We start from the raw sequence: 25,521 nt of genomic DNA, 5'->3' as shown, positions 1-25,521 counted from the left end.
GAGCGCACCGCCATCGACGCGAGAGCATGTTTCTTCTCTGCGTCAGCCGAAGCCTGGAGCTACTAGCCATGGACAATATCGCATGGATGGCCTGGACCTTGCCGACGGCGATCTTCTTCGCCGCGCTGGCCTGTACGCTGGCGGTCATGACTTGGCTCGCCGCGCGCTATCCGGAGGCCGAGCGGGTCGGCGTGCTGCGCATTCCGACCACGCGCGGCGACCGGCTGTTCATCTCGCTGATTCTGGCTGCTGTGATCCATCTCGCCTGGATCGGCCTGATCGGCACCGATACGATCACGTCCTTGCCGGTCGGCGAGGATGGATTCGAGGTCTCGAGCCTGTGGCTCGCGACCGCAATTTCGCTTGCGTCCGCCGTTGCGATCTTCCGCACCGTCTGACGCAGGGGAAAAGGGGCAGATCCGGGGGCAACCCGGACCTGGAATACGTCTGTCGCTCAAGGAGGAAAGCATGCGACACTTAAAGCGTAGGAAGCATCACCTGACCAAGGCCAGCTATCTCGCGATGACCAGCGCCGCGGCGCTGCTCGCCGCGAGCATGACCATGTCCGTTGCGAAGGCCGACGAGGCCGCCGCGAAGAAGTGGATCGACAGCGAATTCCAGCCGTCGACCTTGTCAAAGGACGACCAGTTGAAGGAGATGCAGTGGTTCATCAAGGCCGCTGAACCCTTCAAGGGCATGGAGATCAACGTCGTCTCCGAGACGCTGACGACTCACGAATACGAGTCGAAGACGCTGGCGAAGGCGTTCGAGGAGATCACCGGCATCAAGATCAAGCACGACATCATCCAGGAAGGTGACGTCGTCGAAAAGATCCAGACCCAGATGCAGTCGGGCAAGAACGTCTACGACGGCTGGATCAACGACTCCGACTTCATCGGCACCCATTTCCGCTACGGCCAGGCCGTCGACCTGACGGACTGGATGGCGAAGGACGCCAAGGACGTCACCGATCCGTATCTGGACATCAACGACTTCATCGGCAAGTCCTTCACCACCGCGCCCAACGGTCATTTGTATCAGCTGCCCGACCAGCAGTTCGCCAACCTCTATTGGTTCCGCTACGACTGGTTCACCAACCCGGAATACAAGGCCAAGTTCAAGGCCAAGTACGGCTATGATCTGGGCGTGCCGGTGAACTGGTCGGCCTACGAGGACATCGCCGACTTCTTCACCAACGACGTGAAGGAGATCAACGGCGTCCGCGTCTATGGCCACATGGACTACGGCAAGAAGGATCCCTCGCTCGGCTGGCGCTTCACCGACGCCTGGCTGTCGATGGCCGGCAACGGCGACAAGGGCATTCCGAACGGCCTGCCGGTCGACGAATGGGGCATCCGCATGGAAGGCTGCCGTCCGGTCGGCTCGTCGGTCGAGCGCGGTGGCGACACCAACGGCCCGGCGGCGGTCTATTCGATCGTCAAATATCTCGACTGGATGAAGAAGTATGCTCCGCCGCAGGCCCAGGGCATGACCTTCTCCGAATCCGGTCCGGTGCCGTCGCAGGGCAACATCGCCCAGCAGATCTTCTGGTACACCGCCTTCACCGCCGACATGGTCAAGCCCGGCCTGCCGGTGATGAACGCCGACGGTACGCCGAAGTGGCGCATGGCTCCGTCGCCGCACGGCTCCTACTGGAAGGAAGGCATGAAGCTCGGCTATCAGGACGTGGGATCGGCGACGCTGCTGAAGTCCACGCCGGTCGATCGCCGCAAGGCCGCCTGGCTCTATCTGCAGTTCATCGTCTCCAAGACGGTCAGCCTGAAGAAGAGCCATGTCGGTCTGACCTTCATCCGTGAATCGGACATCTGGGACAAGTCGTTCACCGAGCGTGCTCCGAAGCTCGGCGGTCTGATCGAGTTCTACCGCTCGCCCGCCCGCGTGCAGTGGACCCCGACCGGCAACAACGTGCCCGACTATCCGAAGCTCGCTCAGCTGTGGTGGCAGAACATCGGCGATGCGTCGTCGGGTGCGAAGACGCCGCAGGCCGCGATGGATGCGCTCGCCGCCGCTCAGGACTCCGTCCTCGAGCGTCTCGAGAAGTCCAAGGTGCAGGGCGACTGCGGTCCGAAGCTGAACAAGAAGGAATCGGCCGAGTACTGGTTCAACAAGTCGGCCAAGGACGGCAACATCGCTCCGCAGCGCAAGCTTGCGAACGAGAAGCCGAAGGGTGAGACGGTCGACTACGACACGCTGATCAAGTCGTGGCCGGCGTCGCCCCCGAAGCGCGCCGAGGCGAAGTAACAGCCGCTCCTGCGGCGGACCGGCGACAGGTCGGTTCGTCCGTCGGAAGCTTGGAAGGCCGGGAGCAATCCCGGCCTTCTTCTTTTTCGTTGACTTGTCTGATCATGCGCGTTCGGATCGCGCTGCTCGTCACCCCGATGAGACTTGGTTCGAGCCACTGGAAATAGCGATGCGCATGACCTTTCGCTGTGATCCCGCCCTTGTGGATCACCTGCCGCGGCCGGTGCGGGCCAGAACCGTGCTGCCCGATTGGTTGCGGCAGATGCCTGCTTCGGCGCATTCGGAGATTCACGGACGCGACATCCGAACCGTCAAGCAGTGTCCGCCCTTCGTCGATGCGATGGCCTACGGCGTCATGATTCTGCTGCCCTGCGACATCAGCGTCGAGCACGGCGCATTCGCCTGGGAATGGGACATTCCGGCGCCCGTGACCAAGGGACATCCTCGTGCGCCCCTGAGCTTTCATGTCGCGGCGCAATTGGCCGGCGCGCCGTTCGCGTCGGATCAGCAGGCGGCCATCAAGTTCAATTCCTTCTGGACGATCGAGTGCGACGCCGGCTGGTCGCTGTTCGCGACGCATCCGGTCAATCGCGAGGACTTGCCATTCCGGACCCTGTCGGGCCTCGTCGATGCCGATCGCTTCCACGACGGCGGCATCAATTTTCCAGCGCTCTGGCTGGATCCGGATTTCACCGGCGTCCTGCCCAAGGGAACGCCGGTTGCGCAGTGCTTCGCCGTCTTGCGCGAGCCGCCACAGCTGGTGTTCGAGACGCTCGACGATGCGCAGCGCGAGACCTACGCCGCGACGGTGGCCGAGGTGCTCGCCACACCCAACGTGTACCGCAAGAGATTTCGCGCGCGCCGCGGCCGCCTACAAGGCTGAGCCGAGGGCGCGCTTCAATGCGGCAGGGTCGATCCAAAGTCTGCCATGCGGCGCAGAGGTGAGCGCCATGGCGATCGCCCCGAACATCTGGGGGCGAAGCCGGTAGGCATTGGCGTAGGCCTGCATGGCCGCGTCGGGCTCGCCGCTCTCCTGCAGCACGGTCCCGAGATTGAGCGCCGCTTCGGCGTGATCCGGCTTGACCGCCAATGCGCGGCGATAGGCTGCGGCAGCTCCAGCGAGATCCGAAGCGTCCTGCCGTACCAGCCCGAGATCGAACCAGACCGAGGCGGGCGCGGCCGGGCCGGCGGCGCGCTCGAGGACGTCCCGCGCCGCATCGAGATCGCCGGTCTCCCAGGACAGGCGTCCGAGCCGCGCGAGCGCCTCCTCGTGCGCCGGCATGACCTTGAGGATCGCCTGCCACGCGGCCAGCGCCTGGGGCGCCATGCCCGCCTGATCGAGGATGCGTGCCTTTTCGATGAAGGCCTCGCGGTGCGGCGACAGCGCGATGGCGCGATCGACATGGGCGAGCGCGGGTTCGAAATCCTTCGCCACCCGCGCGATGCGCGCGGCAAGCAGCCGGGCTGCGGCATGGTCCGGCCGGCGGGACACGCTGGTCTCGATGTGCAACCGTGCGGCGGCGGTGTCCTCGACCGCGAACAGCACTGCTGCAAGCAGATGGCTCAAGATCGCGTCGTCCGGGCTTTGTCTCAAGCCCGTTTCGCACAGCCGTCGCGCCTCTGCGGCGCGTCCTGCGTTGAAAGCGGCCGCCGCCCGGCGCGCGATGTCTTCGGTGGTTTCGCTCATGTCCGCGATCATACATCGAATCACACATGGTGAGCCGCGCAACTGAGCTCGGCTGCCGGCCCATCCTCCTGCTGCGAGCGCCGACCGGACGGGATTGAGCGGGAGCGAAGTCGAAGATGCGCGAGCGTCACGCGGCACGCGCTTGCCCCCGTTCCATTCGGGAATTTTTCCCGGGCCGCATGGGACAACTTCCACGCCGCAAGCGCCTTGAAGCCGAGCAGGACAGGCGGCACTCTTTGGCGTCGGGATTGTCGCGCTCTTCGCCGCGACTTCGCCTCAACGGCGCGAAACAACAAGGCCTCACTCCGATCCGGCGCCGCGCGATGCGATCCGCGCCGGCATCGCGATCACCAAGCACGGGGCCATCGAGGGAGTACGGCCATGGATCAGGCGCACATCGCCAGTCTCGCGAGCACGCTTCCCGAAGCATTGTCGCCCTGGACCATGTTCATGCAGGCCGACATCGTCGTGAAGGCGGTCATGATCGGGCTGGCGCTCGCCTCGGTGGCGACCTGGACCGTTCTGGTGGTCAAGACGATCCAGCTTCGCTCGGCGTTGCGCACGGCGCGCGGCGCGCTCGGGATTGCAATGGCGGCGCGCGCGTTGCCGGAGGCCGCCGGGCGGGTGTCCGCCGACGGCGGCGTCGTGGGCCGGCTGCTGGCCGTGGCCGAGGACGAGATCGACAAGTCGCGCGGTCTGCCGGCGGATGGCATCAAGGAGCGGGTCTCCTGGCAGTTCGAGCGGATCGAGGCGGCGGCGGTGGCGCGCATCGGCCGCGGCATCGGCATTCTCGCCACCGTCGGCGCGGTTGGTCCGTTCGTCGGCCTGTTCGGCACGGTCTGGGGCATCATGAACAGCTTCATCGGCATCTCGCATGCCCACACCACGAATCTCGCGGTGGTCGCGCCGGGCATCGCCGAGGCGCTGCTCGCCACGGCCTTCGGCCTCGCGGCGGCGATTCCGGCGGTCGTCATCTACAACCTGTTCGCGCGCGCCACAGGCGGTTATCGCGCCGTCATCGCCGATGCATCGGTTGCCGTGATGCGCCTGCTCAGCCGCGATCTCGACCGTCAACACGCGGGTCCTGCGGAAGCGCGGCGCAGCGCGATCCGCGCGGTCGATGCACCGCTGCTGTCGATCGCCAATCCGGCGGAGTGAGCCATGGCCGTCAAGCTCGCCCGGCGTCCCGATGAGTTCGAGGAGACGCACGACATCAACGTGACGCCGTTCATCGACGTCATGCTGGTGCTGCTGATCATCTTCATGGTCGCCGCGCCGCTCGCCACCGTCGACATCCCGGTCAATCTGCCGGCGATTTCCGCCGAGCCGCAGCCGCGCGCGGAAACGCCTGTCTTCGTGACCTTCAAGGCGGACCGCTCGCTCGCCGTCGGCGACCAGAGCGTCGCCCAGGCCGACATCGCCGCCTCGCTGGATGCCGCCACCAAGTCCGATCACGGTCAGCGCGTGCTGCTGCGCGCCGACCAGACGCTGCCCTATGGCGAGGTGATGGCGCTGATGAACACCTTGCGCCGTGCCGGCTACACCAAGGTGGCGCTGGTCGCGCTGGAAGACCGGAGCGCGCCGTGAGCGTCCTGACGCTCGATCCTTTCGACCATGAGGAACGCCGCGAGCGGACGCTGTGGACCACGGCCGCGATCTCGGTGGCAGTGCTGCATGTCGGGCTCGTCGCGGGCTATCTGCTGCTGCGGCCGGTGCCAGACGGACGCGCGCAGGCCGACGCCTTTGATGTCGTGTTCACGCCGGCTGTCGTGAGCGAGCCCGCGCCGACGGTCCAGGAGGCACCGCAGGCCGAGCCGGCCCCGCCACAGCCGAAGGAGGAGCTCGCCAAGGAAGAGCCGGTCGCGCGCGAGGCCGTCGCAGAGCCGGTGCCGCAGGCCCAGCCTGATCCCGAGCCGCAGGTGATGGCGCAGCCCGACCCGACGCCGCAGGTTGCGCTCGCTCCCGAGCCGCCGCGCGCCGACGACGTCGTGCTGCCGCCGCCACCGCCGCCCAAACCGATCGAAGCGAGCCCGGAGCCGAAGCCCGCTCCCGCGCCGGAGCACGTCGAGCGCAAGCCGCTGGAGAGGAAGGACACCAAGGCGGCCGAGAGAAAGCCAGCGGCGCCCAAGCCGGTCGCGGCGCCGCCTAGCCGCCCCGCGCGCGTGGCCGCTGCGCCGAACGCGGGCGCCGACAGCGACGGTGCAAGGGAGGGCAGGGCCAGCTGGAACAGTGAGTTCATTGCCCATTTCCGGCGCTACAACACGATTTCAAGCGGGAGCAAAGAGGGGGGAACGGTGAGCGTGAGCGCCGTCATCGCGCGCAACGGGCGGCTCGTCTCGCGGCGGATCGCCTCGAGCTCGGGGTCTCCGACCGTGGACCGGGCCGCACTCGAGCTGGTCGATCGCGCCCAGCCCTTTCCGCCGTTCCCGCCCGCGATGACCCAGTCCCAGATCTCGCTGGCGATCCCGATTCGCGTCCGGCCGCAATGAGCGGGCAGCCGGCATTGCCGGCCTGACCGTAGCCAACGGTGATCGCGGCACTCTATTTGGAGCAGTCCGTCAGATCGGTATCGCGTACGACGAATTGCGCGCCTTCCTTGAGCTCGATGTTCTTGGCGACGCAGGTGCGGCCGCCCTTTTCTGACAGCTTGATGTCGTAGCGGCCCGATTTGACGCCGACCAGGGTCATGCGCTCGTTGTGGTCGACCTCGCCCTCGTCGTCGTTCTTGCACTGGTCGGCGCCCCAGTTCCTGGTGCCCGCCGCAGCCAGGTACATTTTCACGATGGTCTGCCCGGTACGGTTGAGAAAGCGCGGACCGTCCTCGCCTGACGCGGCGGAGCCGGCCAGCAGGAGAAGCGCACAGGCGGAGACGAGACGACGCATGACGAGAGTCCTTTTGGTGTGAGAACGTAGGAAGGGGCGGAGCGCGGATCAGAAGTCCTTGCCGATGCTGGTCTTGATCGCGAGCCCGCGCGAGGCGTTGGTCAGTCCGTAGCCGACGCCGAAGCTGAGTTCGAAGCCCTTGAACTTCGTGTCGGCGACGGCGTAGAGCGTCTGCATCTGCTGATGCCAAGGCAGGACGTGGCCGATCGGGCCGAGATTGGCGAAGTGCTCGATGCCGACGGTCCAGCGGTCGCTCAGGCGCTTGACGAAGCGGATCGACGGCTCGAAGGCCGAGCCCGCGCCATCGATGCCGAGCGTCATGTTGGCGTTGAAGATCAGTTGATAGTCGTCGGGCAGGTTGACGCCGACGATGGGTGTGAACATCTGCGCCACGCGCGGCATGGCTTCCTGCACGAAGCGCGGCGCGCCGGGCTGCCCGGCGCCGGCCTTGTTGGCCACCCACAGATCCGGCGTCAGTCCGCCCTGCGGCGCCAGGATGGTGCGCGAGACCAGGCCCAGGAACACCGTGCGCTCGAGCCGGTCACCCTGGATGAAGGTCTGGCGAATGGTGACGCCGCCGGATTGGAATGAGTAGCCGGGCACGCCGTTGTCCATGACGTTGCCCAGCGCCATCGGCACGTTGGTGCGGGCGAAGGCATAGGGCGAGGTCAGCGCGATCTCGTACCATTCGGTCGGCGAGTAGCCGATCTCGGTCTCGCCGGTGACCGCGCGCTGCGGCACGCGGCGGCCGCCGTTCTGCTGCTGCGGATTGAACGTCGTGAGATAGCCGAAGCGTTGCTCGACCTGGAAGTGTCCGGGCGAGGCGGGATCGTTGCCCTGGATTTCCTCGGCGACGACGGCGAATGGAGACAGCAGCGCGGCGGCGGCGATTGCGCTGCTCCATCGCCTCGCACAGCGCGCCCATGTCTGATCCGCCGACAGCATAGTCCCAGCACTCCCTGATCAGATGAGCTAACGAGGGCGCACGGCGAAAACGTGCGGCGGTGTCGGCCGAATGGTGACGCAGTCGGGAATCGATGAGTTGTCGATTGCCGCATTTGTCGACGCAGTGCGCGTATCGGCGGCGATAGGGATGTTTTGGCAAGCCGAGCGGGAGGTTTTGACCGAGACATTGTGGCGCACGATTCGCGAATGAATCTCAGCACGGCGACGAATGTGGCGGCCGCGAACACATTGAGGTCACAGAGCGAGAAACATGCGATGCAACATGGGTGGCCGATCGCCGCACCAATCGAGAATTGGATGCGCCCCTTGCCTCGTGTGTCAGCTCGGTCGACATGGACCGAGGTTCTCATTGCTGCATCGCCCCGGTTCTGTCGTTTCTGCACTTGCGAAATCACAGCCTCTCACCTAGGTGAATCCGGGCGCGTCGCATTGAGCTCGAAACCGGTTGCGCACGCGCACGTTGTTGACCGCACGCTTCATCGCTGCCCCGACCGGACGGCGGAGACAAAGGATCAAATCGATGAACTGGAAACTGATGATGACGGCGGCCGCCGTCGGCATGGCCGCGATCGTCGGCACGTCGACGCTGGCGACCAGTGCTCCGGCCTCTTCCAAGCTGCTGACCTCGATCGATCCCGACAAGGACGGCACCGCCGACATGAACGAGGTTCGCACCGCCGCGGCCGCGCTGTTCGACAAGCTCGATCGCGACCACGACGGCACGCTCGACGCCAAGGAGCTGCGTGGCCGGGTGTCGGCCAAGGACCTCAAGGCTGCTGATCCCGACAATGACGGCACCCTGACCAAGGACGAGTATCTCGCGCTGGTCGAGGGCCGCTTCAAGGCCGCCGATCCGGACAATGACGGCACGCTCGATTCGAAAGAGCTGAAGGCCGTTGCCAAGCTGCTGAAATAGGGCGCGGCTCGGGATCGGACCGGCCGACGAGACGATGAGGGCCCGCGGCGGGAGAGCGTCGCGGGCCCTTTCAGCTATGAGCTCGGAGCCGGGTGCTCAGCGGGCGACGTCGGCCGATCACACGCCCGGCCGCGACATCTCCACCGCAAGGCGCACCAGGTCCGGCAGGCTGCGGGCCCCGAGCTTCTGTCGCAGACGGTAGGTCAGATTGATCACCGTCTTGTAGCTGATCCCGAGCTGGTCGGCGATGGCCTGATAGGATTTAGCTTGGGCGAGCAACGCCAGCGCCTCCCGTTCACGCGGCGTCAACGCCGCCTCGGCTCGGCCGTCGGTATCGGCGCGCAGCAGGGCGATCCGGGTCGCCAGTTGCGGATCGAGGTAGGTGCTGCCGGCGCGGACCTGTTCCAGCGCCTTCGGCAGCTCCTGGGGCGGGGCGTCCTTGAGCAGATAGCCGCTGGCGCCGGCATCGATCGCCAATCGGACGATGCGCGGATCGTTGAGCATGCTGAACACCAGGATCCTGGCTTGGGGGTCGTGGGATCGCATGCGCTCGATCAGCCTGATGCCGCCGAGATCGTCGCCCTTGAGACGAAGGTCGACGACCGCCGCGTCCGGCCTGTCGCGGACGAAAGCCGCATAGGCGCTCTCGGCGTCGTTGGCATCCGACAGGGAACCGACGCCGGCCGCGTTCAGCAGCGAGCGGCAGGCGGTGATCACGACCGGATGGTCATCGACGAGCAGAACGCGATACATGCGACTCAGATTTCGTTCTCTCGGCCAATGCTGCGCCTGCAAAACCGGAGTGCCGCCGCTGGCATCCCGTCCGCATGTGTGAGTTTTGACATCTTGCTACTTGCAAACCACCATCGGGTGCAACAATGCGGCTCGCGCTGGGAAATATGCTGACCAAGTGGTCGCCTCTTTCGGGATCCGGGAAGAATGTCCCTAGGCCTCGAAGAAATTTGCCCGTTGCGGCGACGTCTGCCGCTGTTTACCAATGTCAGCATTGGTAAACGGGTAAATCGGCCGGCTTCGGCGCGGGTGGGCTCCGGGGGCGCGAGCAGGGCCTGAGCTGGTCGACAAGAAAACTGGGGGACGTCTTGACCAGACTCTCGGCGCTGAAGAGCGCATTTCTCGCGACGTGTGCGTTGCTGCCCATGGCCGCAAATGCGCAGGATGCGCTGCCGACCTTCGATGTCGTCAATGTCTCGCCGGTGCAGGGCAGCGAGATCGCCAAGGACAAGATCCCCTCCAATGTCGAGACCGTCGGCGCCAGCGAGCTCGACCATACGCGCGCGCCGTCGCTGCTCGACAATATCCTGCAATCGGTGCCCGGCGTCTCGCTCGGCGATCAGACCGGCAATGCGTTCCAGCGCGACGTGAACTATCGCGGCCAGACCGCTTCGCCCGTGCTCGGTACGCCGCAGGGAATCGCGGTCTATCAGAACGGCACCCGCATCAACGAGGCGTTCGGCGACGTCGTCAACTGGGACCTGATCCCGGAGATGGCGATCGCGCGCATGACCTTGATGCCGAACAACCCGCTGTTCGGCCTCAACGCCACCGGCGGCGCGCTGTCGATCGAGATGAAGAACGGCTTCACCTACCAGGGCGGCGAAGCGCAGCTGTTCGGCGGCTCCTTCGGCCGCATCCAGTCGGGCGCGCAATATGGCTGGAACAACGGCACCTATTCGGCCTACATCGCCGCGGAGGGCGCCTATGACCGCGGCTGGCGCGACCACTCCTCGGCCTCGCAGATCCGGCGGATGTATGCCGATTTCGGCGCGCGCGGCGACACCACCGAATTCCATCTGTCGTTCACCGGCGCCGACAACAAGCTCGGTTCGGTGGCCGCAACGCCGATCGAGATGCTGAACCAGCGCTGGTCGAGCGTCTACACCTGGCCGCAGTCGCTGCATCTGCAGATGCAGATGGTGCAGGCCAGCGCGACATGGAAGCCGACGGACACGCTGTCGGTCCAGGCCAACGGCTATTATCGGAACTACAAGTCGGCGCGCTTCGACGGCAACGGCACCGAGGTGCAGGACAATGGCGGCGTGTTCGGGATCGCCGACGCCACCGGCACTCTGCTCGATATCAACCGGGCGGGCCCCGTCGCCAACACGCTGGCCGGCGATGCCATCCTCGGCCAGATCGACCGCAACTCCGTCAAGACCGACAGCTATGGCGGTTCGGTGCAGGCGACCTCGACGACGCAGCTGTTCGGCCATGACAACCATTTCGTCGTCGGCGCCAGCGTCGACCACGGCAACACCAACTTTGCGGCGACCTCCGAGCTCGGGACCATCGACAACAATCTGTTCGTGACCGGCCTCGGCGTGTTCATCGATCAGCCGGCCGCCGGCCTCGCGCCCGTCAACCTGAACGCCAAGAACACCTATCTCGGCCTGTACGCGACCAACACCTTCGACATCACCTCGCAGCTGGCCTTCACCGCGGGCGGTCGCTTCAACTGGGCCCAGATCAATCTGCGGGACCTGGGCGGTAACCTGCCGCTGCTGAACAGCAACAACAACTTCCAGCGCTTCAATCCGGTCGCCGGCTTCACCTACAAGTTCACGCCGAACATCACCGGCTATGCCGGCTACTCCGAGGCCAACCGCGCGCCGACGCCGCTGGAGCTCGGCTGCTCCGATCCCAACAATCCCTGCCTGATCGATAACTTCCTGATCGCCGATCCGCCGCTCAAGCAGGTGGTGTCGCGCACCATCGAGGGCGGTCTGCGCGGAGAGATCTCCGGCGGCTCGTCGGCTGATGCCGCGGCGCCGCCGCCCTACCGCAAGGCGCCGATCAAGGCGGTGTCGGTCGATGACGGCTGGAAGCTGCGGTGGGGCCTCAGCCTGTTTCGCACCGAGAATTCCGACGACATCATCCAGGTCGTCGATCCGGCCAACCCGGTGCGCGGCTACTTCAAGAACGCCGGCACCACGCTGCGCCAGGGCGTCGAGGCCAAGCTCGACCTGAACTGGAACCGCTGGACGGCCTACGCCAACTACACCTTCATCGATGCGACCTTCCGCAGCGCCTTCGACGTCAATGATCCGTTCCTGCAGGCTCCTGTCGGAGTCGTCCCGGGCAACCACATTCCCGGCATCCCGGCGCACCGCCTGAAGCTCGGGGCCGACTACGCCGTGACCGATGACTGGAAGGTCGGCGCCAGCTTCAACTATGTCGGTAGCCAGTATCTGCTGCATGATGAGACCAACGTCTATCCGAAGGTCCCGTCCTACTGGGTCGTGAACGTGAACACGTCGTACCAGGTCACCAAGAATGTCGAGGTGTTCGGGCTGATCCAGAACCTGTTCAACCAGCGCTACTACTCGTCCGGCACGGTGTTCAATACGGGCGGCTTCAACACTGCCGGCGGCGGCAACGCCTTCGCGTTCAACGACCCGCGCAGCGTCGTGCCGGGCATGCCGCTCGCCGCCTATGCCGGCATCCGCGCGAAATTCTGAGCAAGCCGATCAAGGGCGCGTCAGCGCCGCGCCACGGAAAGCCCCCGCCGTGGCAAGAAGGCCGGGAGAAATCCCGGCCTTTCGTCTGTCTTCCGCTGGTCGTGCCCGGCGCATCGTCCGAGCGTAGGGCGGCCAAAGGCGCGCCAACGAACCAGAGTGTTACCCGAGCTGCCCCGCGCGTGCCCGCCATTCCCACCGCGTGCACCGATGCATGGTGGGCACGCGCCGCCTGGCGGCGGCGCTTTGCCCACCCTACGGGACGACGATCACTCCGCAGCTTGCGCGGACCCAAGCGTCGGATAGTCGGTATAGCCCTTCTCGCCGCCGCCATAGAGCGTGGCGCGATCGAGCTCATTGAGCGGCGCGCCGGTCTTGAGCCGCTCGACCAGGTCGGGGTTGGCGATGAACGGACGCCCGAAGGCAATGAGGTCGGCGGCGTTGGCGTCGAGCTGCGTGTTGGCGAGCGCGAGGTCGTAGCCATTGTTGGCGATATAGGTGCCGTGGAAGCGCTTGCGCAGCGAGGCATAGTCGAACGGCGCGACGTCGCGCGGCCCGCCGGTGGCGCCCTCGATGACGTGGATGTAGACGAGCTTCAACGCGTTGAGCTGGTCGACGATATAGTCGAACAGCGCCTGCGGATTGGAATCGGTGATGTCGTTGGCCGGCGTCACCGGCGACAGGCGGATGCCGGTCTTGTCGGCGCCAACAGCGCCGGAGACGGCCTTCGCGACCTCGATCATCAGCCGGGCGCGGTTCTCGATCGATCCGCCATAGGCGTCGGTGCGCTTGTTGGCGCCGTCCTTGGCGAACTGGTCGAGCAGATAGCCATTGGCGCCGTGGATTTCGACGCCGTCGAAGCCGGCCTCGATCGCATTCAGCGCGGCCTGCTTGAACGCCTCGACGATGCCGGGGATCTCGGCGAGCTCGAGGGCGCGCGGCGTCGAGACGTCGGTGAAGGCGCCGCCGACGAAGGTCTTGGTCTTGGCGGCAATGGCCGAGGGGGCCACCGGCGCGCCGCCGCCGGGCTGCAGCGAGACATGCGAGATGCGGCCGACATGCCAGAGCTGGATGAAGATGCGGCCGCCCTTGGCGTGCACCGCGTCGGTGACCTTGCGCCAGCCGGCGATCTGCGCCTTGGAATAGATGCCGGGCGTGTCCTGATAGCCCTGGCCCTGCTGCGACACCTGGCTGGCCTCGGAGATCAGGAGCCCGGCGCTGGCGCGCTGCGCGTAGTAGGTGGCTGTCAGCGGACCCGGGGCGAGGCCCTCGACGGCGCGGTTGCGCGTCAGCGGTGCCATCACGACGCGATTGGCCAGGGTGATCGGACCGAGCTTGGTGGGCTCGAACAGTTTCGACGTGCTCATCTGCGCTTTCCTTGAGGGGACAGGTGAGGGTGAATTGTGCATTGCCGCAGACGGCACAATGCCCCGAGCCATTCAAAATTGCGGGTGGGTTCCGCGCAAGCCGCGCAGGGCCTTTCGCCGATGGCGCTCCGGCTGGTGCCGAAGTTGACAGAATGAGACTGACGGAACATCGCGCGGGATGCGCGCAGCTTGTGGAACCAGAGCCGCAACGGTATCTTGAGGTGCGCCACTCAGACGCTTTGAAAAAATAATGCGGACCGCATGACGGCCGCAGGGGAGGGTGAATCCATGAAGTCCGGCATCGCCATCGCGGCCGTCTGCGCCGCCCTCAGCAGCACCATCATCGCCAACTCGGCGCTGGCCGACACCAGCGGCAAAAAGATCGCGTTTTCCAACAACTACGCCGGCAATTCCTGGCGCCAGGCGATGCTCAAGAGCTACGAGATCGTCACCAAGAAGGCGGTCGCCGACAAGGTCGTCGCCGCGGCCGACATCTTCACCACTGCCGACAAGGAGGTGCCGACCCAGGCGGCGCAGATCCAGAACCTGATCCTGCAGGGCTATGATGCGATCGTCATCAACGCTTCCTCGCCGGACGCCTTGAACGGTGCCGTGAAGCAGGCCTGCGATGCCGGCATCGTCGTGGTGTCGTTCGACGGCATCGTCACCGAGCCCTGCGCCTATCGCGTCGTCGTCGACTTCAAGGCGATGGGCCGGCAGGAGGTCGAGGAGATGGCCAAGTTCCAGCCGAAGGGCGGCAATCTGCTCGAGATCCGCGGCCTCGCCGGCACCTCGATCGACGAAGCGATCCATGCCGGCATTCTCGAAGGCGTGAAGGCGCATCCCGAATTCAAGATCGTCGGCTCGGTGACCGGCGACTGGGACCAGACCACGGCGCAGAAGGCGGTCGCCACCGTGCTGCCATCGCTGCCCGACATCGTCGGCGTGGTCGACCAGGGCGGCGACGGCTACGGCGCGGCGCAGGCCTTCGCCGCCGCCGGCAAGCCGCGGCCCACCATCATCATGGGCAATCGCCAGGACGAGCTGCAGTGGTGGAAAGAGCAGAAGGCCAAGGACGGCTACAAGACGTGGTCCGCCTCGATCGCGCCGGGCGTCTCGACCTTGGCGTTCTGGGTCGCGCAGCAGGTGCTGGACGGCAACAAGTCGATTCCGCACGACCTGCTGGTGCCCTATCTCGCCTTCACTCAGGACAATTTCGAAACCGAGCTGCCCAACATCCCCAAGGGCGGCGTGGCAAGCCACGAATATACCCAGGCCGAAGCGGTTGCTGCGATCAAGGCCAACATGAAGTGACGGCTGAACGCGCGTGCTGTTCGCGAGCACAGGGGCCGGATGACCGACACGCGGCCTGAGCTGGTGAGGCTGAGCGGCGTCGAAAAATATTTCGGCGCCGTCCGCGCGCTCGGCGGCGTCGATCTGGCGCTCGCACAGGGCGAATGCCTAGGGCTCGTCGGCCACAACGGCGCCGGCAAGTCGACGCTGATGCACATCCTCGCCGGCACTGCCACGGCCGATCGCGGACAGCTCGCGATCGCCGGCGCGGTGCCGGCGAACTACGCGCCGGGGACGGCCAAGCAGCTCGGCGTTCGCTGCGTATTCCAGGAGCTCTCGCTCTGTCCCAACCTGACGGTGGCCGAGAACACCCGCGTCTTTCATCCCTCGCTCACCGGCTTCACCTGGCGGCGCAGGGCCGGCCGGCTGATCCTCGACAAGCTCGACGCGATCTTCCCGGGCCACGGCATCGCGCCATCCGACCTGGTGCAGGATCTTCCGATCGGCCGCCGCCAGATGGTCGAGGTCGCGCGCGCCTTCACCGTGACCGACGAGCCGGTACGGCTGGTGATCCTCGACGAGCCGACCTCCTCGCTCGACGCGCACACCGCCGGCCAGCTGCTCGGCTTCGTCCGCCGCGCGGTCGGCGACGGCATCAGCTGCATCTTCATTTCGCATCTCCTGGGAGAGGTGATCGCGAACTGCGATCGGATCGTGGTGATGCGCGACGGCACCACGGTCGCCGACGCGCCTGCGGCGGCGTTTGACCGCGACCGGCTGGTCGCGGCGATGGGCGACGTCGAGGTCCACGCCCGCGACGTCGAGGCCGGCCACGAACGCCGCCGCGGCCAATCGCCGTTGCGCGTACGCGCCCGGCCGGCGCGCCAGAACGGAGCCGGGGAGCTGGTCGCGCATGAGGGCGAGATCATCGGGCTCGCCGGTCTCGCCGGCCACGGCCAGACCAGCCTGCTGCTGTCGATCTTCGCCGCCGCGACGCGCGCGACGACGGGCATGGAGGTCACGGCCAGCGTCGCGCTGGTCGCCGGTGACCGTCAGGCCGACGGCATCTTTCCGCTGTGGTCGATCGCGGAGAACATCGGCGTCCGCTCGCTGCACAGCCTGCGCAGCGGCCTGCTGATCTCGGCCCGGCGCGAGTATGAGCTCGCCATGCACTGGCGCGACAAGATTCGCATACGGACCCCCGACATCGACAACAACATCCTCTCGCTGTCGGGCGGCAATCAGCAGAAGGCGCTGTTTGCCCGCGCGCTCGGCTCGGATGCGCGCATCGTGCTGATGGACGATCCGATGCGCGGCGTCGATGTCGGGACCAAGCTCGAGGTCTATGAGCTCATTCGCGCCGAGGCCGACGCCGGCCGCACCTTCCTGTGGTACACGACGGAGTTCGACGAGTTGAAGCAATGCGACCACGTCTATGTGTTCCGCAACGATTTGATCGTTGCCGACCTGACCCGCGACGAGCTGACCGAGCAGAAGGTCATCCAGTCCTCCTTCGCCGAAGCGGGCTGACGCCATGGCCTCGCTGAGCGTGCCGGACAGGCGCGGCCTGCCCCTGATCGGAGCTCCGAACGTGCCGCGGCTGCTGCGGGCGCTGCTGCCGGCGCTGTCGCTCGCGCTCGTGCTGATCGGCATCGCCTGGCTCAATCCGCGCGCCATCAGCTATTTCGGCTTCACGCTGATGCTTAATCTCGCCGTGCCGATCGCGTTGGCGACGATCGCGCAGATGTTCGTTATCGCCGGAAACGACCTGGATCTGTCGATCGGCGCGTTCGTCGGTTTCGTCGGCTGCGTCACCGCGACCTGGCTGCGCGACGTCCCGCTGCTCGGGATCGTTACGCTGCTCGGCTGCATCGCCGTCTACGCCGCGCTCGGCGCCCTGATCCATCTGCGCAACCTGCCGTCGATCGTCGTCACGCTAGGCATGAGCTTCGTCTGGCAGGGACTCGCCGTCCTGATGCTGCCGAAGCCCGGCGGCAAGGCGCCGGACTGGCTGCTGGAGATCATGCGCCTCAAGCCGCCGCTCGTGCCGTTCCCGATCCTTGCCGCGGTCGTGATCGCCGCGGTCGCCTATGTCGGCCTGATGCGCACGTCCTACGGCGCCATCCTGCGCGGCTCCGGCGGCAACGCCTTGGCGATCAGCCGGGCCGGCTGGTCGCTGTTGAAGGCCAAGATGACCCTGTTCGCCTGTGCCGGCCTGTTCGGCGTGCTGTCGGGCCTCGCGCTGATCGGCACCACGACCTCGGCCGATGCGAATATCGGCAACGGCTACACCATGCTGTCGATCGCCGGCGTCATCCTCGGCGGCGGCGAGTTCATCGGCGGCCGCGTGTCGCCGATCGGCGCCGTCATCGGCGCGCTGACCCTGGCGCTGGCGGCGTCGCCGCTGTTGACCTTCATGCGGATTCCGCCGGACTGGCAGGTCGCCGCCAACGGCGCCATCCTGATCGTCGTGCTCGCCGCGCGCGTGCTGATCAGCCGCAAGGATGCGCAGCCATGAAGGATGCGCCGCCATGAAGGGCACGCTCGCCGGCGTTCTCGCCCGGCCGTGGATCTGGTCGTTCATCGGCGCGCTCGCGGTGTGGCTGGCCGCCATCACCTTCACCGGCGGCACCGGCGCAGGCGGCATGTTGACGGCGGCGCTGTCGCTCGCGGTGTTCACGGTCGTGGTCGGCGTCGGCCAGATGTTCGTGATCACGCTCGGTCCCGGCAATGTCGACCTGTCGCTGCCGGCCAATATCGGGCTGGCCAGTGCGGTGGCGATGACGGTCATGGCCGGCGACGACCAGCGCATCGCGTTCGGTCTGCTTGCCGCGCTCGCCTGCGGCGCCGCGATCGGCACGGCCAACTATCTCCTGATCTGGGCGTTGCGGATCCCGCCGATCATCGCCACGCTCTCGGCGAGCTTCGTCATCCAGTCGATCGATATCAGCTATGGCCGCGGGCTGCAGATCAAGCCGCCGCCGGGCTTCGCCGATTTCACCAACATCCAGCTGTTCGGCATCCCGCTGCTCGCCGTGCTGACTGTGCTGTTCATGATCGGCGCGCATGTGATGCTGCAGCGGACCATCTTCGGCCGGTCGGTGCTGGCGATCGGCCAGAACATGCGAGCCGCGCGGCTGGCCGGCATCGCCGTCAACCGGGTGCGCTTCGCCACCTACGTGCTGTGCGGCACGCTCGGCGGCATCAATGGCGCGCTGCTGGCCGGCTACTTCCGCGGCGCCAATGTCGACATCGGCAACGAATATCTGCTCGCCTCGATCGCCGTCGTCGTGATCGGCGGCACCTCGGTCGCGGGCGGCAAGGCCAATATTCCCGGCCTGTTCGGCGCCGCGCTGTTCCTGGTGCTGCTGCTGACCATGCTCAACACCTTCGGCGTCAGCGCCGGCGTCCGTCTGCTGCTGACCGGGCTGATCATCGTCGCGGTGATCACGGCGGCGGGCGGAACGAAGCGGGAGCGGTGAATGTCTTCTCGCGAGACTGAATGGCCCATTTCGCCGCGAACGGCGCGATTTCAGGAGTTTGTTAGTGCGAGGAAGACGAGTCGCCATGAGCCGCAGCGGACCGCCCGCCGAGGCAGAAGCCATCGCATTTGGTTGTCGGAGTTGGTACGCCCGTCCGCTGCCACGCCGTCATGGCCGGGCTTGTCCCGGCCATCCACGTCGTCCAGCATGCTGAGAACGACGTAGATGCCCGGGACAGGCCCGGGCATGACGGAGCAACAAACTGGCAGCTCGCGGACGGAACGCCGCGTTCCTTCGCGCGGGCATCCGCTGAAGCGTGAGCCCAGTTCAGGCGACGCCCAGGAAGTCCCGCTTGCCGATCTCGACGCCGTTGTGGCGGAGAATGCCGTGCGCGATGGCCGCGTGGAAGTAGAAGTTCGGAAACGAGACGCGGTTGACGAAATCCTGCCCCTTCAAGGTGACGGAGGTGCTCGGTCCACTCGGAAAGGTGACGTCGCGGCCGTCTGCACTCTCGAACTGCGCGGGCGTGAACGTCTTCAGGTAATCCGCCGTCTTGGCGAGCCGCTGGCGCAACTCGGCAAAGGTCGTCTCGGTGTCGGGCGTGCTGGGGACCTCGCTGTGGGTCAGCCGCGCGCAGCCCTTCGCGGCGAAGTCGCAGGCGAGTTGGATCTGCCGGGAGAGCGGCAGCATGTCCGGATAAAGCCGCGCACCGAGCAGCACCTCGGGGGCGATCTTCTTGGCCTCGCAATAGGCTTCCGCCTTGCTGAGCAGGCCCGAGAGGCTGCCGAGGATCTGGAGGTAGGCCGGCACGGTCGAGTCGTAAAAGGACATGATGCTCTCGCTGAAGGAGGAGACGGCGCAATGTTTGCGTGGTCCCGAGATGGGGCGGTGCCTAGGAAAATGCAACTGCATCTTCGCACTGCGTTGCAACGGTCGTGGCGGCTGCGAACGAGCCGCTGAAACCTCCGGAAGTGCCCGATCTAGGAGGCGCATCGACACGGGACGGTGTGCGGTCTTACCCGTGTTCTTGCTTGGTGCCAGTTCGCTTCGATATCGCACCACGTCTGGAGACCGTGTCTCCGATTGATGCTCCCGAACAACGGTTTTCAATACAATCGCCCGATTCAAATGGGTTGGCGCATCTCGCCAAAATACTACTCTTGCGTTAAATTGTCATAAGATAACTCGGGGGCGGGATCGATGGCCCAAAAGCGCGTGCAAGGCTCACGTTTGCTAATGCGAGAAATTCGAGGGGTGATTGCGCGATCGGATCCTGCAAGGGTTCAAATGAGTAAGATCGCGCTACTCATACGGTCGTTTCTCGAAGCGGAGGTCCTTGAAATTTACGTGAGTCGATCAGAAGGCGGACTACAACTCGCCGCTGTTGACCCAACAAGGTCGCGGCGACGCCCGATTTCAATTGAATTGATCAATGAGGTAGCTCGTTCGCAGCAGCCTCTTTGCCTCTCAAATACTGAGGGGCGTCCAACTCATCGGCTGCCCCCAAATCATAACATCTTAGCCATACCGATTCTCCGGGCCGGAAAGCTCCTCGGCGTGATCTCTGCCGTCAGGAATGTGCCTAGCGTCTACGACGAAGGAGAAATCGATGCTGTACAAACGGCGGCTATGGCCGTCGCGGAGTTGATCGCCAGTGGCAAGCTAGATCCACGCAGTCCAAAACACCGATCGTCGGCCGGACAAAAGCGCGCAGCTGCGGCTGCGGAGATTGCCGAGCTTTCTCCAAGCCGTTCGGCGTTGATGAACGTTGTTGAGATCCTTGATGGATGCGTAGGAGCAGATACCCATCCGAGTGTCGCCGGTAATAAGACCCGATTGCCGATGTCTTCGGATGTTGTCGAAGCAATTCGGGTGACGGCTGATGCTGGCGCCCGAGTTCATGACAGTCCCTTGCTGACCCGCGAACACGTGGCGATGCTCGAGCGGTTACGAGCCATCTTGAAGGAGTACAACAGAACTCTTGATGTCGTAAATGGCTCGATCTCAAAAACGACAAAGCTCGTTTGGGGAATCTCAAAGCTCGGAGCGATTCCGGTATCAGTAGCTGTGCTTGCCCCGCTGTCTGGCGCAATTAATGTGGCGATTGGAAATTTGTCAGCGGTAATCTCTGCTTGTCGTGCTGCTCTCGGAATTTAAAGGAGCGTGAGCTTCCGCGGGCAGCAGTTTTGGCTCAGTCAAATTTTTCTGTTGGCCTGCGCAACGGCTGAGATCGGCCGATGAATGACATGGTTCAAGCACAGGCGACAACGGAGACTTGCTTTGGCTTTCTGCGGAGGTGGAAGTTTGACGTAAGTCATAGGGCGCGCAGAAATCATTGCTGCTGAAGAATCGTGGCGCGGTTCATTGCTCGAAGTCAGGTGACGGCCGTTTCGAGAGGCGAAACTGGATCAAAACGCTCGCTGCGGATGCTCCCAATCCAAGGGGGTACGCCGACATAGAGTTTTTCTTGGTTGCACTACATAGCGGGGGCATTACCTTCCTGAATCAATGCTATTACCTGTTGGTCCACGGTTACGAAGCTGCATACCTCGGTCCGAGCGCGCTACGGCAGCGGCACTCCGGTCAGGTCCGCCAGTCTGGCGATCAGCGCGTCCTGGAACGCCGGCTCGGTGGCCTCGCGCGCCGGCTCCGGTTGCCGAAGGTGATGCCAGTAGCGGCCGCTGACCAGGGCCTCGGGGTCGTCGCTCACCGCGAGCCAGCTCTGGGTTTGCTGTCCGGTATCGATGTCGACGGGGGCGCCGGCTCCGCCCATGCGCGTGCGCACCCAGCCGGGGTCGACGGCATTGCTCAACACGCCTGGCCAGCGCCGCGCCAGCGCGAAGGCCAGGGCCACGACGTGCAGCTTGGTCTCGGCATAGGCCTTCCCCGAATCCCAGGGCCGCTTCGTCCAGTCGAGATCGGCGAGCGAGCCTTCGCCGCCGCGATGCAGCCCGCTGCTGAGATACACCAGCCGCGCCGGGCGCTCGATCAAGGCCGTGAGCATGTAGGGCGCGAGCGTGTTGACGGCGAGAGTGATGGCGTGCCCTTCCCGAGTCGCGCCGCGATCCGGCTGCGAATAGACGCCGGCGTTGTGGATGATGGCGTCCATGCGCCCGATCGCGTTGACCTGCTCGGCGATGCGGCGCGTCTCCGCGGCGCTGCCGAGATTGCCCAGCGCGATCCCGGCCGCCCGCGAGCCGAACTCGCCGAGCGCGGCGGCGCGATCGGCGGAGCGGGCGTGCAGCACCACGCGATGCCCTCGATCGAGCAGCGATTGCGCGGCGGCGCGTCCGAGTCCGTCGGTGCTGCCGGTGATGAAGACGATGGCCATGCGCTGATCCTCCGAACGTGTCAGGTGCCAGATCGTCGCCGCATCGAGCCGGTCGCAGGCGGCGGTCGATCACAACGCCCGGCGGCCGCTCATGGCACCATCAGCTCATTGCGGTTCGTAGCCGGGCTTCTTGTAGATCGTGGCGGCCTTGTCGACGATGTCGGGCCGGTACACCTTGGCCGTCCAGTCGTTCGCGGCGACATCCTCGATGCCGACGGAGACGGAGTCCTCGGCGGAGTTGAGCGTGTGCATCACCGCTTGGGTGAGGGCCTTCGCGAGCGCCTGCTTCTGCTGCTCGGACCTGCCGGGATAGAGCTTGACGATGACGTGGGGCACAGCCGTTGTCCTCTGGCGGTTGTTGGATCAGCGCGTGGCGGTGGCCGCAGCCGGCGCGGCCTGCGCGCGCGGGCTGTTGCCGCGCATCCGCGCGAGCAGTTCGGCAGTCGGCCAGGAATCCGCCGGCAGCCCGAGCCGCAGCTGCATCGTCTTGACGGCCGTGCGGCTCTGCTGGCCGAGCACGCCGTCGACCTTGCCGACGTCGAAGCCGGCCCTGACCAGCAGCTGCTGCAGCTCCTTGATCTCGTTGAACGGCAGCTGGGCGACGGGACCGCCGGCTTTTCGCATCGGCGCCGCGCCGGCGATGCGGGTGGCGAGATAGGCGGCCGTGGTCGAATAGATCAGCGAGTTGTTCCATTCGGTGTAGGCGGCGAAATTGGCATAGGCCAGGAAGGCCGGGCCGTTGCGGCCCATCGGCAGCAGCACCGAGGCCTCCAGCGCATCGTTCGGCAGCGGCCGGCCGTCGGCATAGGTCACGCCCAGCCCGGCCCATTTGCTGCGCGGCGCCTTGACGGTGAGATCGGCCTGCTCCCAGGGGAAGGTCTGGGGCACGCGGATCTCCTCCAGCCACGGCTCGCCGCGACGCCATTTCAATCCGGTCGCGATGTAGTTGGCGGTCGAGCCGATCACGTCGGGCGCGCTGCGCAAGAGGTCGCGCCGGCCGTCGCCGTCGTAGTCGACGGCGTAGGTGACATAGTGCGTCGGCAGGAACTGGGTCTGGCCGAGCTCGCCGGCCCAGGAGCCGATCATCTCTGCGGGCGTGAGGTCGCCGCGGTCGATGACCTTGAGCGCGGCCACGGTCTCGTTCTGGAAGCGCTCGCTGCGGCGGCAGTCATAGGCCAGCGACACCAGCGACGGCAGCACCGGCAGATTGCCCATGTTGGACCCGAAGTCGCTCTCCAGGCCCCAGAACGCGGCGATGACCGCCGGCGGCACGCCATACTCCTTCTCGGCGCGCGCGAACGCCGCCGCGTGCGCCTTGATGTGCTGTTGGCCGTTCTGCATCCGGTACACCGCCGCCATGCGGCCTGCGAACTCGGTGAAGAGTTGGCCGAACACGCGCTGGCCGCGGTCGCGGTTGACGATGCCCTGGTCGTAGGTGAGGTAGGGCGAGGCGGCGGCGATCGCGCGCTGCGACACGCCCTCGGCCACCGCGCGCTGCTTCAGCTCGGCGAGAAAGCGGTCGAAGCTCTGGCCGTTATGGCAGGCCGCGGCGCGCATCGACGGCGCCGGTTTCGGCCGTGGCGCCGTAGCCTCCGGCGCCATTTGCGCCGCCGCGCTGACAACCAGCATCAACGAGGTTGCGAGCGCGCTGAAAGTGACGCGCAAGGCAGTGGAAGAGGTTCGCATCCGGTCTCACCGATCGCTGTCTAATCCCTTGTGCCTCCATCGATATCCGAACTGGGGCGAAAAGGGAAACGGCCGCGGCAGGGCTGTCGATGTGATCGGCGGCGTGGCGACTGCGTCCTCTGCCGTACCGGCCGAGCGCGCATCCACCGTCCAGGTTATCCGACCCGTGCCAGCGCCGCCTGTGCCTCGCTCTGGATGCGCTTGAGATGCTCGGCGTCGCGGAAGCTCTCCGCATAGAGCTTGTTGACGTCCTCGGTGCCGGACGGGCGGGCGGCGAACCAGCCGTAGTCGGTCTCGACCTTGATGCCGCCGAACGACTGGCCGTTGCCGGGCGCCTTGGTGTGGATGATGCGGACGGGATCGCCGGCGAGCTCCGTCAGGTTCAGCTTGTCCGGCGTCAGCGCCTTCAGCGCGGCCTTCTGCGGCGGCGAGGCGGGCACGTCGATGCGCTCATAGACCGGCGCGCCGAGCTCGGCGGTCAGCTCCTTGTAGAGCTCGCTCGGATCGCGGCCGCGCTTGGCCATGATCTCCGCGGCGAGCAGGCCGAGGATCAGGCCGTCCTTGTCGGTGGTCCACACCGTGCCGTCGCGCTTGAGGAACGAGGCGCCGGCGCTTTCCTCCCCGGCGAAGCCGAAGCTGCCGGAGCCGAGGCCCTCGACGAACCATTTGAAGCCGACCGGCGTCTCCACGAGCTTGCGGCCGAGCTTGTTGGCGACGCGGTCGATCAGCGAGCTCGAGACGATGGTCTTGCCGATGGCGGCATCGCCGCGCCAGTCGGGCCGGTGCGTGAACAGATAGGCGATCGCGGTCGCCAGATAATGGTTCGGATTCATCAGCCCGCCGGAGCGCGTCACGATGCCGTGGCGGTCGGCATCGGTGTCGTTGGCGAAGGCGACGTCGAAGCGCTCGCGCATGCCGATCAGGCTGGCCATCGCGTAGGGCGACGAGCAGTCCATGCGGATCTTGCCGTCCCAGTCCGCGGTCATGAAGCGGAAGGTCGGGTCGACCAGATCGTTGACGATCGTGGCGTTGAGGCCGTAGCGCTCGATGATCGGCGCCCAATAGGCGATCGCCGCGCCGCCGAGCGGGTCGATGCCGATCTTGATGCCGGCGGATTTCACCGCATCGAGATCGACGGTGTTGGCGAGATCGGCGACATAGGGCGTAATGTAGTCGTGCGCATGCACCGAGCCGCGCTGCTTGGCCTGGGCGTAGCTGATGCGCGACACGCCATCGAGGTCGTTGGCGAGATAGACGTTGGCCTGGCGCTCGATCTCGGCGGTGGCGTCGGTGTCGGCGGGGCCGCCATGCGGCGGATTGTATTTGTAGCCGCCGTCCTCCGGCGGATTGTGGGACGGCGTGATGACGACGCCGTCGGCGAGATGCGCCGTGCGGCCCTTGTTGTAGGAGATGATGGCGTGCGAGATCACCGGCGTCGGCGTATAGCCGCCGTCCTTGTCGATCATGACATCGACGCCGTTGGCGCCGAACACCTCCAGCGCGCTGGCGAGCGCCGGCTCGGCCAGGGCGTGCGTATCGATGCCGACGAACAGCGGGCCGTCGAGGCCCTGCTGGCGACGGTAGTCGCACAGCGCCTGCGTGGTGGCGAGGATGTGGTTCTCGTTGAAGCCGGTCTTCAGCGACGAGCCGCGATGGCCCGAGGTGCCGAAGGCGACGCGCTGGGTCGGCTCGTGCGGATCGGGCTTCAGCGCATAATAGGCCGTGATCAGCCGCGGGATGTTGGCGAGCGCGGCATTGGCGATCGGCTTGCCGGCAGCGGGGTCTGTCTTGGCCATGGAGCATCCTTCGCAAGTTCGAAAAACATCGGCAGCGCCGCTTCGTTCCGCCCGGCCATGAGCGGCAGGAACGGGACGACCTCGGCCGCCAACATGGCGGCGGGCGCTGATCCGATCAACGGATTTCGTGAGAGGTCGCGCGCCGGCTCGCGCGGTCAATCCGAGAGCTCGTAGACGAGGTGGCCCGGGCCGACCAGCCGGGCGGTGAAGTTCGCCGTGCGGCCCGCCAGCGCCGCAAAGCGTCCGGAGGCCAGCTTGAACGCGACCTTGCCGGTCGCCTCGGACACGGCGGGCGCGCCGTTCTTCATGACGGCCGAGCCGGTCCCCTCCATCAGCACCGCCACCGCATGGCCCTCCGGGCTGCGATGGATGCCGGCGC

Annotated in this window: 24 protein-coding genes and 1 pseudogene; 14 read left to right on the top strand and 11 right to left on the bottom strand. The window is 66.0% G+C overall.

The genetic code is table 11. The features are described from left to right. Positions 1–68: 68 nt before the first annotated feature. The 3 genes from BRAS3809_RS22340 (at position 69) to BRAS3809_RS22330 (ending at position 3,145) form a co-directional block, all read left to right on the top strand. The gene (locus BRAS3809_RS22340) at positions 69–398 is read left to right on the top strand and encodes a DUF2160 domain-containing protein (protein WP_008964311.1); all 330 of its coding nucleotides are present in this window, start codon (positions 69–71) and stop codon (positions 396–398) included. A gap of 70 nt (positions 399–468) precedes the next feature. After that, positions 469–2,262, top strand: coding sequence for an ABC transporter substrate-binding protein (locus BRAS3809_RS22335; RefSeq protein WP_035657628.1), 1,794 nt, complete (start codon positions 469–471; stop codon positions 2,260–2,262). A 169-nt stretch (positions 2,263–2,431) separates the two neighbouring features. Then, the gene (locus tag BRAS3809_RS22330) at positions 2,432–3,145 is read left to right on the top strand and encodes a hypothetical protein (RefSeq protein ID WP_008964309.1); all 714 of its coding nucleotides are present in this window, start codon (positions 2,432–2,434) and stop codon (positions 3,143–3,145) included. On the opposite strand, the gene BRAS3809_RS22325 is transcribed toward BRAS3809_RS22330, so the two are convergent. Next, positions 3,134–3,991 (bottom strand): tetratricopeptide repeat protein, encoded by an 858-nt coding sequence (locus BRAS3809_RS22325; RefSeq protein ID WP_240535743.1) that lies wholly within the window; start codon positions 3,989–3,991, stop codon positions 3,134–3,136. The genes BRAS3809_RS22330 and BRAS3809_RS22325 overlap by 12 nt on opposite strands. A 339-nt stretch (positions 3,992–4,330) precedes the next feature. Here BRAS3809_RS22325 and exbB point away from each other — a divergent pair, with 339 nt between their 5' ends. From exbB to BRAS3809_RS22310, 3 genes are read left to right on the top strand one after another with little or no spacing between them, the layout of a single operon-like run. Next, positions 4,331–5,107 carry a tonB-system energizer ExbB gene (gene exbB, locus BRAS3809_RS22320; protein ID WP_008964307.1) on the top strand — a complete coding sequence of 259 codons (777 nt, stop codon included), beginning with the start codon at positions 4,331–4,333 and terminating at the stop codon, positions 5,105–5,107. 3 nt (positions 5,108–5,110) lie between these two features. Continuing rightward, a complete protein-coding gene (gene exbD / locus BRAS3809_RS22315) occupies positions 5,111–5,536 on the top strand; it encodes a TonB system transport protein ExbD (protein WP_008964306.1) in 426 nt (141 codons plus the stop codon). Beyond that, positions 5,533–6,438, top strand: a complete 906-nt coding sequence (locus tag BRAS3809_RS22310; protein ID WP_008964305.1) for an energy transducer TonB family protein — start codon at positions 5,533–5,535, stop codon at positions 6,436–6,438. Before exbD ends, BRAS3809_RS22310 begins: the two co-directional genes overlap by 4 nt. 52 nt (positions 6,439–6,490) lie before the next feature. Here BRAS3809_RS22310 and BRAS3809_RS22305 read toward each other — a convergent pair whose 3' ends face one another. After that, positions 6,491–6,832 (bottom strand): hypothetical protein, encoded by a 342-nt coding sequence (locus BRAS3809_RS22305; RefSeq protein ID WP_008964304.1) that lies wholly within the window; start codon positions 6,830–6,832, stop codon positions 6,491–6,493. Positions 6,833–6,880: 48 nt separating this feature from the next. Continuing rightward, the gene (locus tag BRAS3809_RS22300) at positions 6,881–7,777 is read right to left on the bottom strand and encodes a hypothetical protein (RefSeq protein ID WP_008964303.1); all 897 of its coding nucleotides are present in this window, start codon (positions 7,775–7,777) and stop codon (positions 6,881–6,883) included. 70 nt (positions 7,778–7,847) lie between these two features. On the opposite strand from BRAS3809_RS22300, the gene BRAS3809_RS36750 reads away from it, so the two are divergent. Together BRAS3809_RS36750 and lanM are read left to right on the top strand one after the other, a co-directional pair. Then, positions 7,848–7,988, top strand: a complete 141-nt coding sequence (locus BRAS3809_RS36750; protein ID WP_170323317.1) for a hypothetical protein — start codon at positions 7,848–7,850, stop codon at positions 7,986–7,988. Between the two features lie 330 nt (positions 7,989–8,318). Further along, positions 8,319–8,714: a lanmodulin LanM gene (lanM, locus tag BRAS3809_RS22295; protein WP_035657625.1), complete on the top strand. Its 396-nt coding sequence runs from the start codon at positions 8,319–8,321 to the stop codon at positions 8,712–8,714. A gap of 117 nt (positions 8,715–8,831) precedes the next feature. Here the strand turns inward: lanM and BRAS3809_RS22290 are convergent, their stop codons facing one another. Further along, positions 8,832–9,467: a response regulator transcription factor gene (locus BRAS3809_RS22290; RefSeq protein WP_008964301.1), complete on the bottom strand. Its 636-nt coding sequence runs from the start codon at positions 9,465–9,467 to the stop codon at positions 8,832–8,834. Between the two features lie 347 nt (positions 9,468–9,814). Between BRAS3809_RS22290 and BRAS3809_RS22285 the strand changes: the two genes are divergently transcribed. Further along, positions 9,815–12,190 carry a TonB-dependent receptor gene (locus BRAS3809_RS22285; protein WP_008964300.1) on the top strand — a complete coding sequence of 792 codons (2,376 nt, stop codon included), beginning with the start codon at positions 9,815–9,817 and terminating at the stop codon, positions 12,188–12,190. A 266-nt stretch (positions 12,191–12,456) separates the two neighbouring features. Here BRAS3809_RS22285 and BRAS3809_RS22280 read toward each other — a convergent pair whose 3' ends face one another. Beyond that, entirely contained in the window at positions 12,457–13,554 is a 1,098-nt protein-coding gene (locus BRAS3809_RS22280) for an alkene reductase (protein ID WP_008964299.1), read from the bottom strand. 288 nt (positions 13,555–13,842) lie between these two features. Between BRAS3809_RS22280 and BRAS3809_RS22275 the strand changes: the two genes are divergently transcribed. Genes BRAS3809_RS22275 through BRAS3809_RS22260 form a run of 4 tightly spaced genes read left to right on the top strand, consistent with a single transcriptional unit; the run spans position 13,843 to position 18,329 of the window. Continuing rightward, a complete protein-coding gene (locus tag BRAS3809_RS22275; RefSeq protein ID WP_008964298.1) occupies positions 13,843–14,868 on the top strand; it encodes a substrate-binding domain-containing protein in 1,026 nt (341 codons plus the stop codon). A 39-nt stretch (positions 14,869–14,907) separates the two neighbouring features. Beyond that, positions 14,908–16,377, top strand: coding sequence for a sugar ABC transporter ATP-binding protein (locus BRAS3809_RS22270; protein ID WP_008964297.1), 1,470 nt, complete (start codon positions 14,908–14,910; stop codon positions 16,375–16,377). 4 nt (positions 16,378–16,381) lie between these two features. Further along, complete coding sequence (locus BRAS3809_RS22265) at positions 16,382–17,365, top strand: ABC transporter permease (protein ID WP_008964296.1); 984 nt, start codon at positions 16,382–16,384, stop codon at positions 17,363–17,365. A gap of 13 nt (positions 17,366–17,378) precedes the next feature. Continuing rightward, a complete protein-coding gene (locus tag BRAS3809_RS22260; RefSeq protein ID WP_008964295.1) occupies positions 17,379–18,329 on the top strand; it encodes an ABC transporter permease in 951 nt (316 codons plus the stop codon). A gap of 327 nt (positions 18,330–18,656) precedes the next feature. Here the strand turns inward: BRAS3809_RS22260 and BRAS3809_RS22255 are convergent, their stop codons facing one another. Further along, the gene (locus tag BRAS3809_RS22255) at positions 18,657–19,160 is read right to left on the bottom strand and encodes a DUF1993 domain-containing protein (RefSeq protein WP_035657621.1); all 504 of its coding nucleotides are present in this window, start codon (positions 19,158–19,160) and stop codon (positions 18,657–18,659) included. Between the two features lie 456 nt (positions 19,161–19,616). On the opposite strand from BRAS3809_RS22255, the gene BRAS3809_RS35080 reads away from it, so the two are divergent. Next, positions 19,617–20,486 (top strand): GAF domain-containing protein, encoded by an 870-nt coding sequence (locus BRAS3809_RS35080; protein WP_170323316.1) that lies wholly within the window; start codon positions 19,617–19,619, stop codon positions 20,484–20,486. Between the two features lie 406 nt (positions 20,487–20,892). Here the strand turns inward: BRAS3809_RS35080 and BRAS3809_RS22250 are convergent, their stop codons facing one another. The 5 genes and pseudogenes from BRAS3809_RS22250 to BRAS3809_RS22230 all read right to left on the bottom strand — a co-directional run. Beyond that, positions 20,893–21,660 carry an SDR family NAD(P)-dependent oxidoreductase gene (locus BRAS3809_RS22250; protein WP_008964291.1) on the bottom strand — a complete coding sequence of 256 codons (768 nt, stop codon included), beginning with the start codon at positions 21,658–21,660 and terminating at the stop codon, positions 20,893–20,895. 105 nt (positions 21,661–21,765) lie between these two features. Continuing rightward, entirely contained in the window at positions 21,766–21,996 is a 231-nt protein-coding gene (locus BRAS3809_RS22245) for a tautomerase family protein (protein ID WP_008964290.1), read from the bottom strand. A 27-nt stretch (positions 21,997–22,023) separates the two neighbouring features. After that, entirely contained in the window at positions 22,024–23,262 is a 1,239-nt protein-coding gene (locus tag BRAS3809_RS22240; RefSeq protein WP_008964289.1) for a lytic murein transglycosylase, read from the bottom strand. A 239-nt stretch (positions 23,263–23,501) separates the two neighbouring features. Next, on the bottom strand, positions 23,502–25,142 hold the full coding sequence (gene pgm / locus BRAS3809_RS22235; RefSeq protein ID WP_008964287.1) for a phosphoglucomutase (alpha-D-glucose-1,6-bisphosphate-dependent): 1,641 nt from the start codon (positions 25,140–25,142) through the stop codon (positions 23,502–23,504). Positions 25,143–25,297: 155 nt separating this feature from the next. Then, positions 25,298–25,521: pseudogene (locus BRAS3809_RS22230) on the bottom strand (hypothetical protein); the annotation flags it as partial.

Source organism: Bradyrhizobium sp. STM 3809 (assembly GCF_000239795.1).
In the GTDB taxonomy this organism is placed as follows: domain Bacteria; phylum Pseudomonadota; class Alphaproteobacteria; order Rhizobiales; family Xanthobacteraceae; genus Bradyrhizobium.
This window is presented reverse-complemented; position numbering and strand designations above follow the sequence as displayed.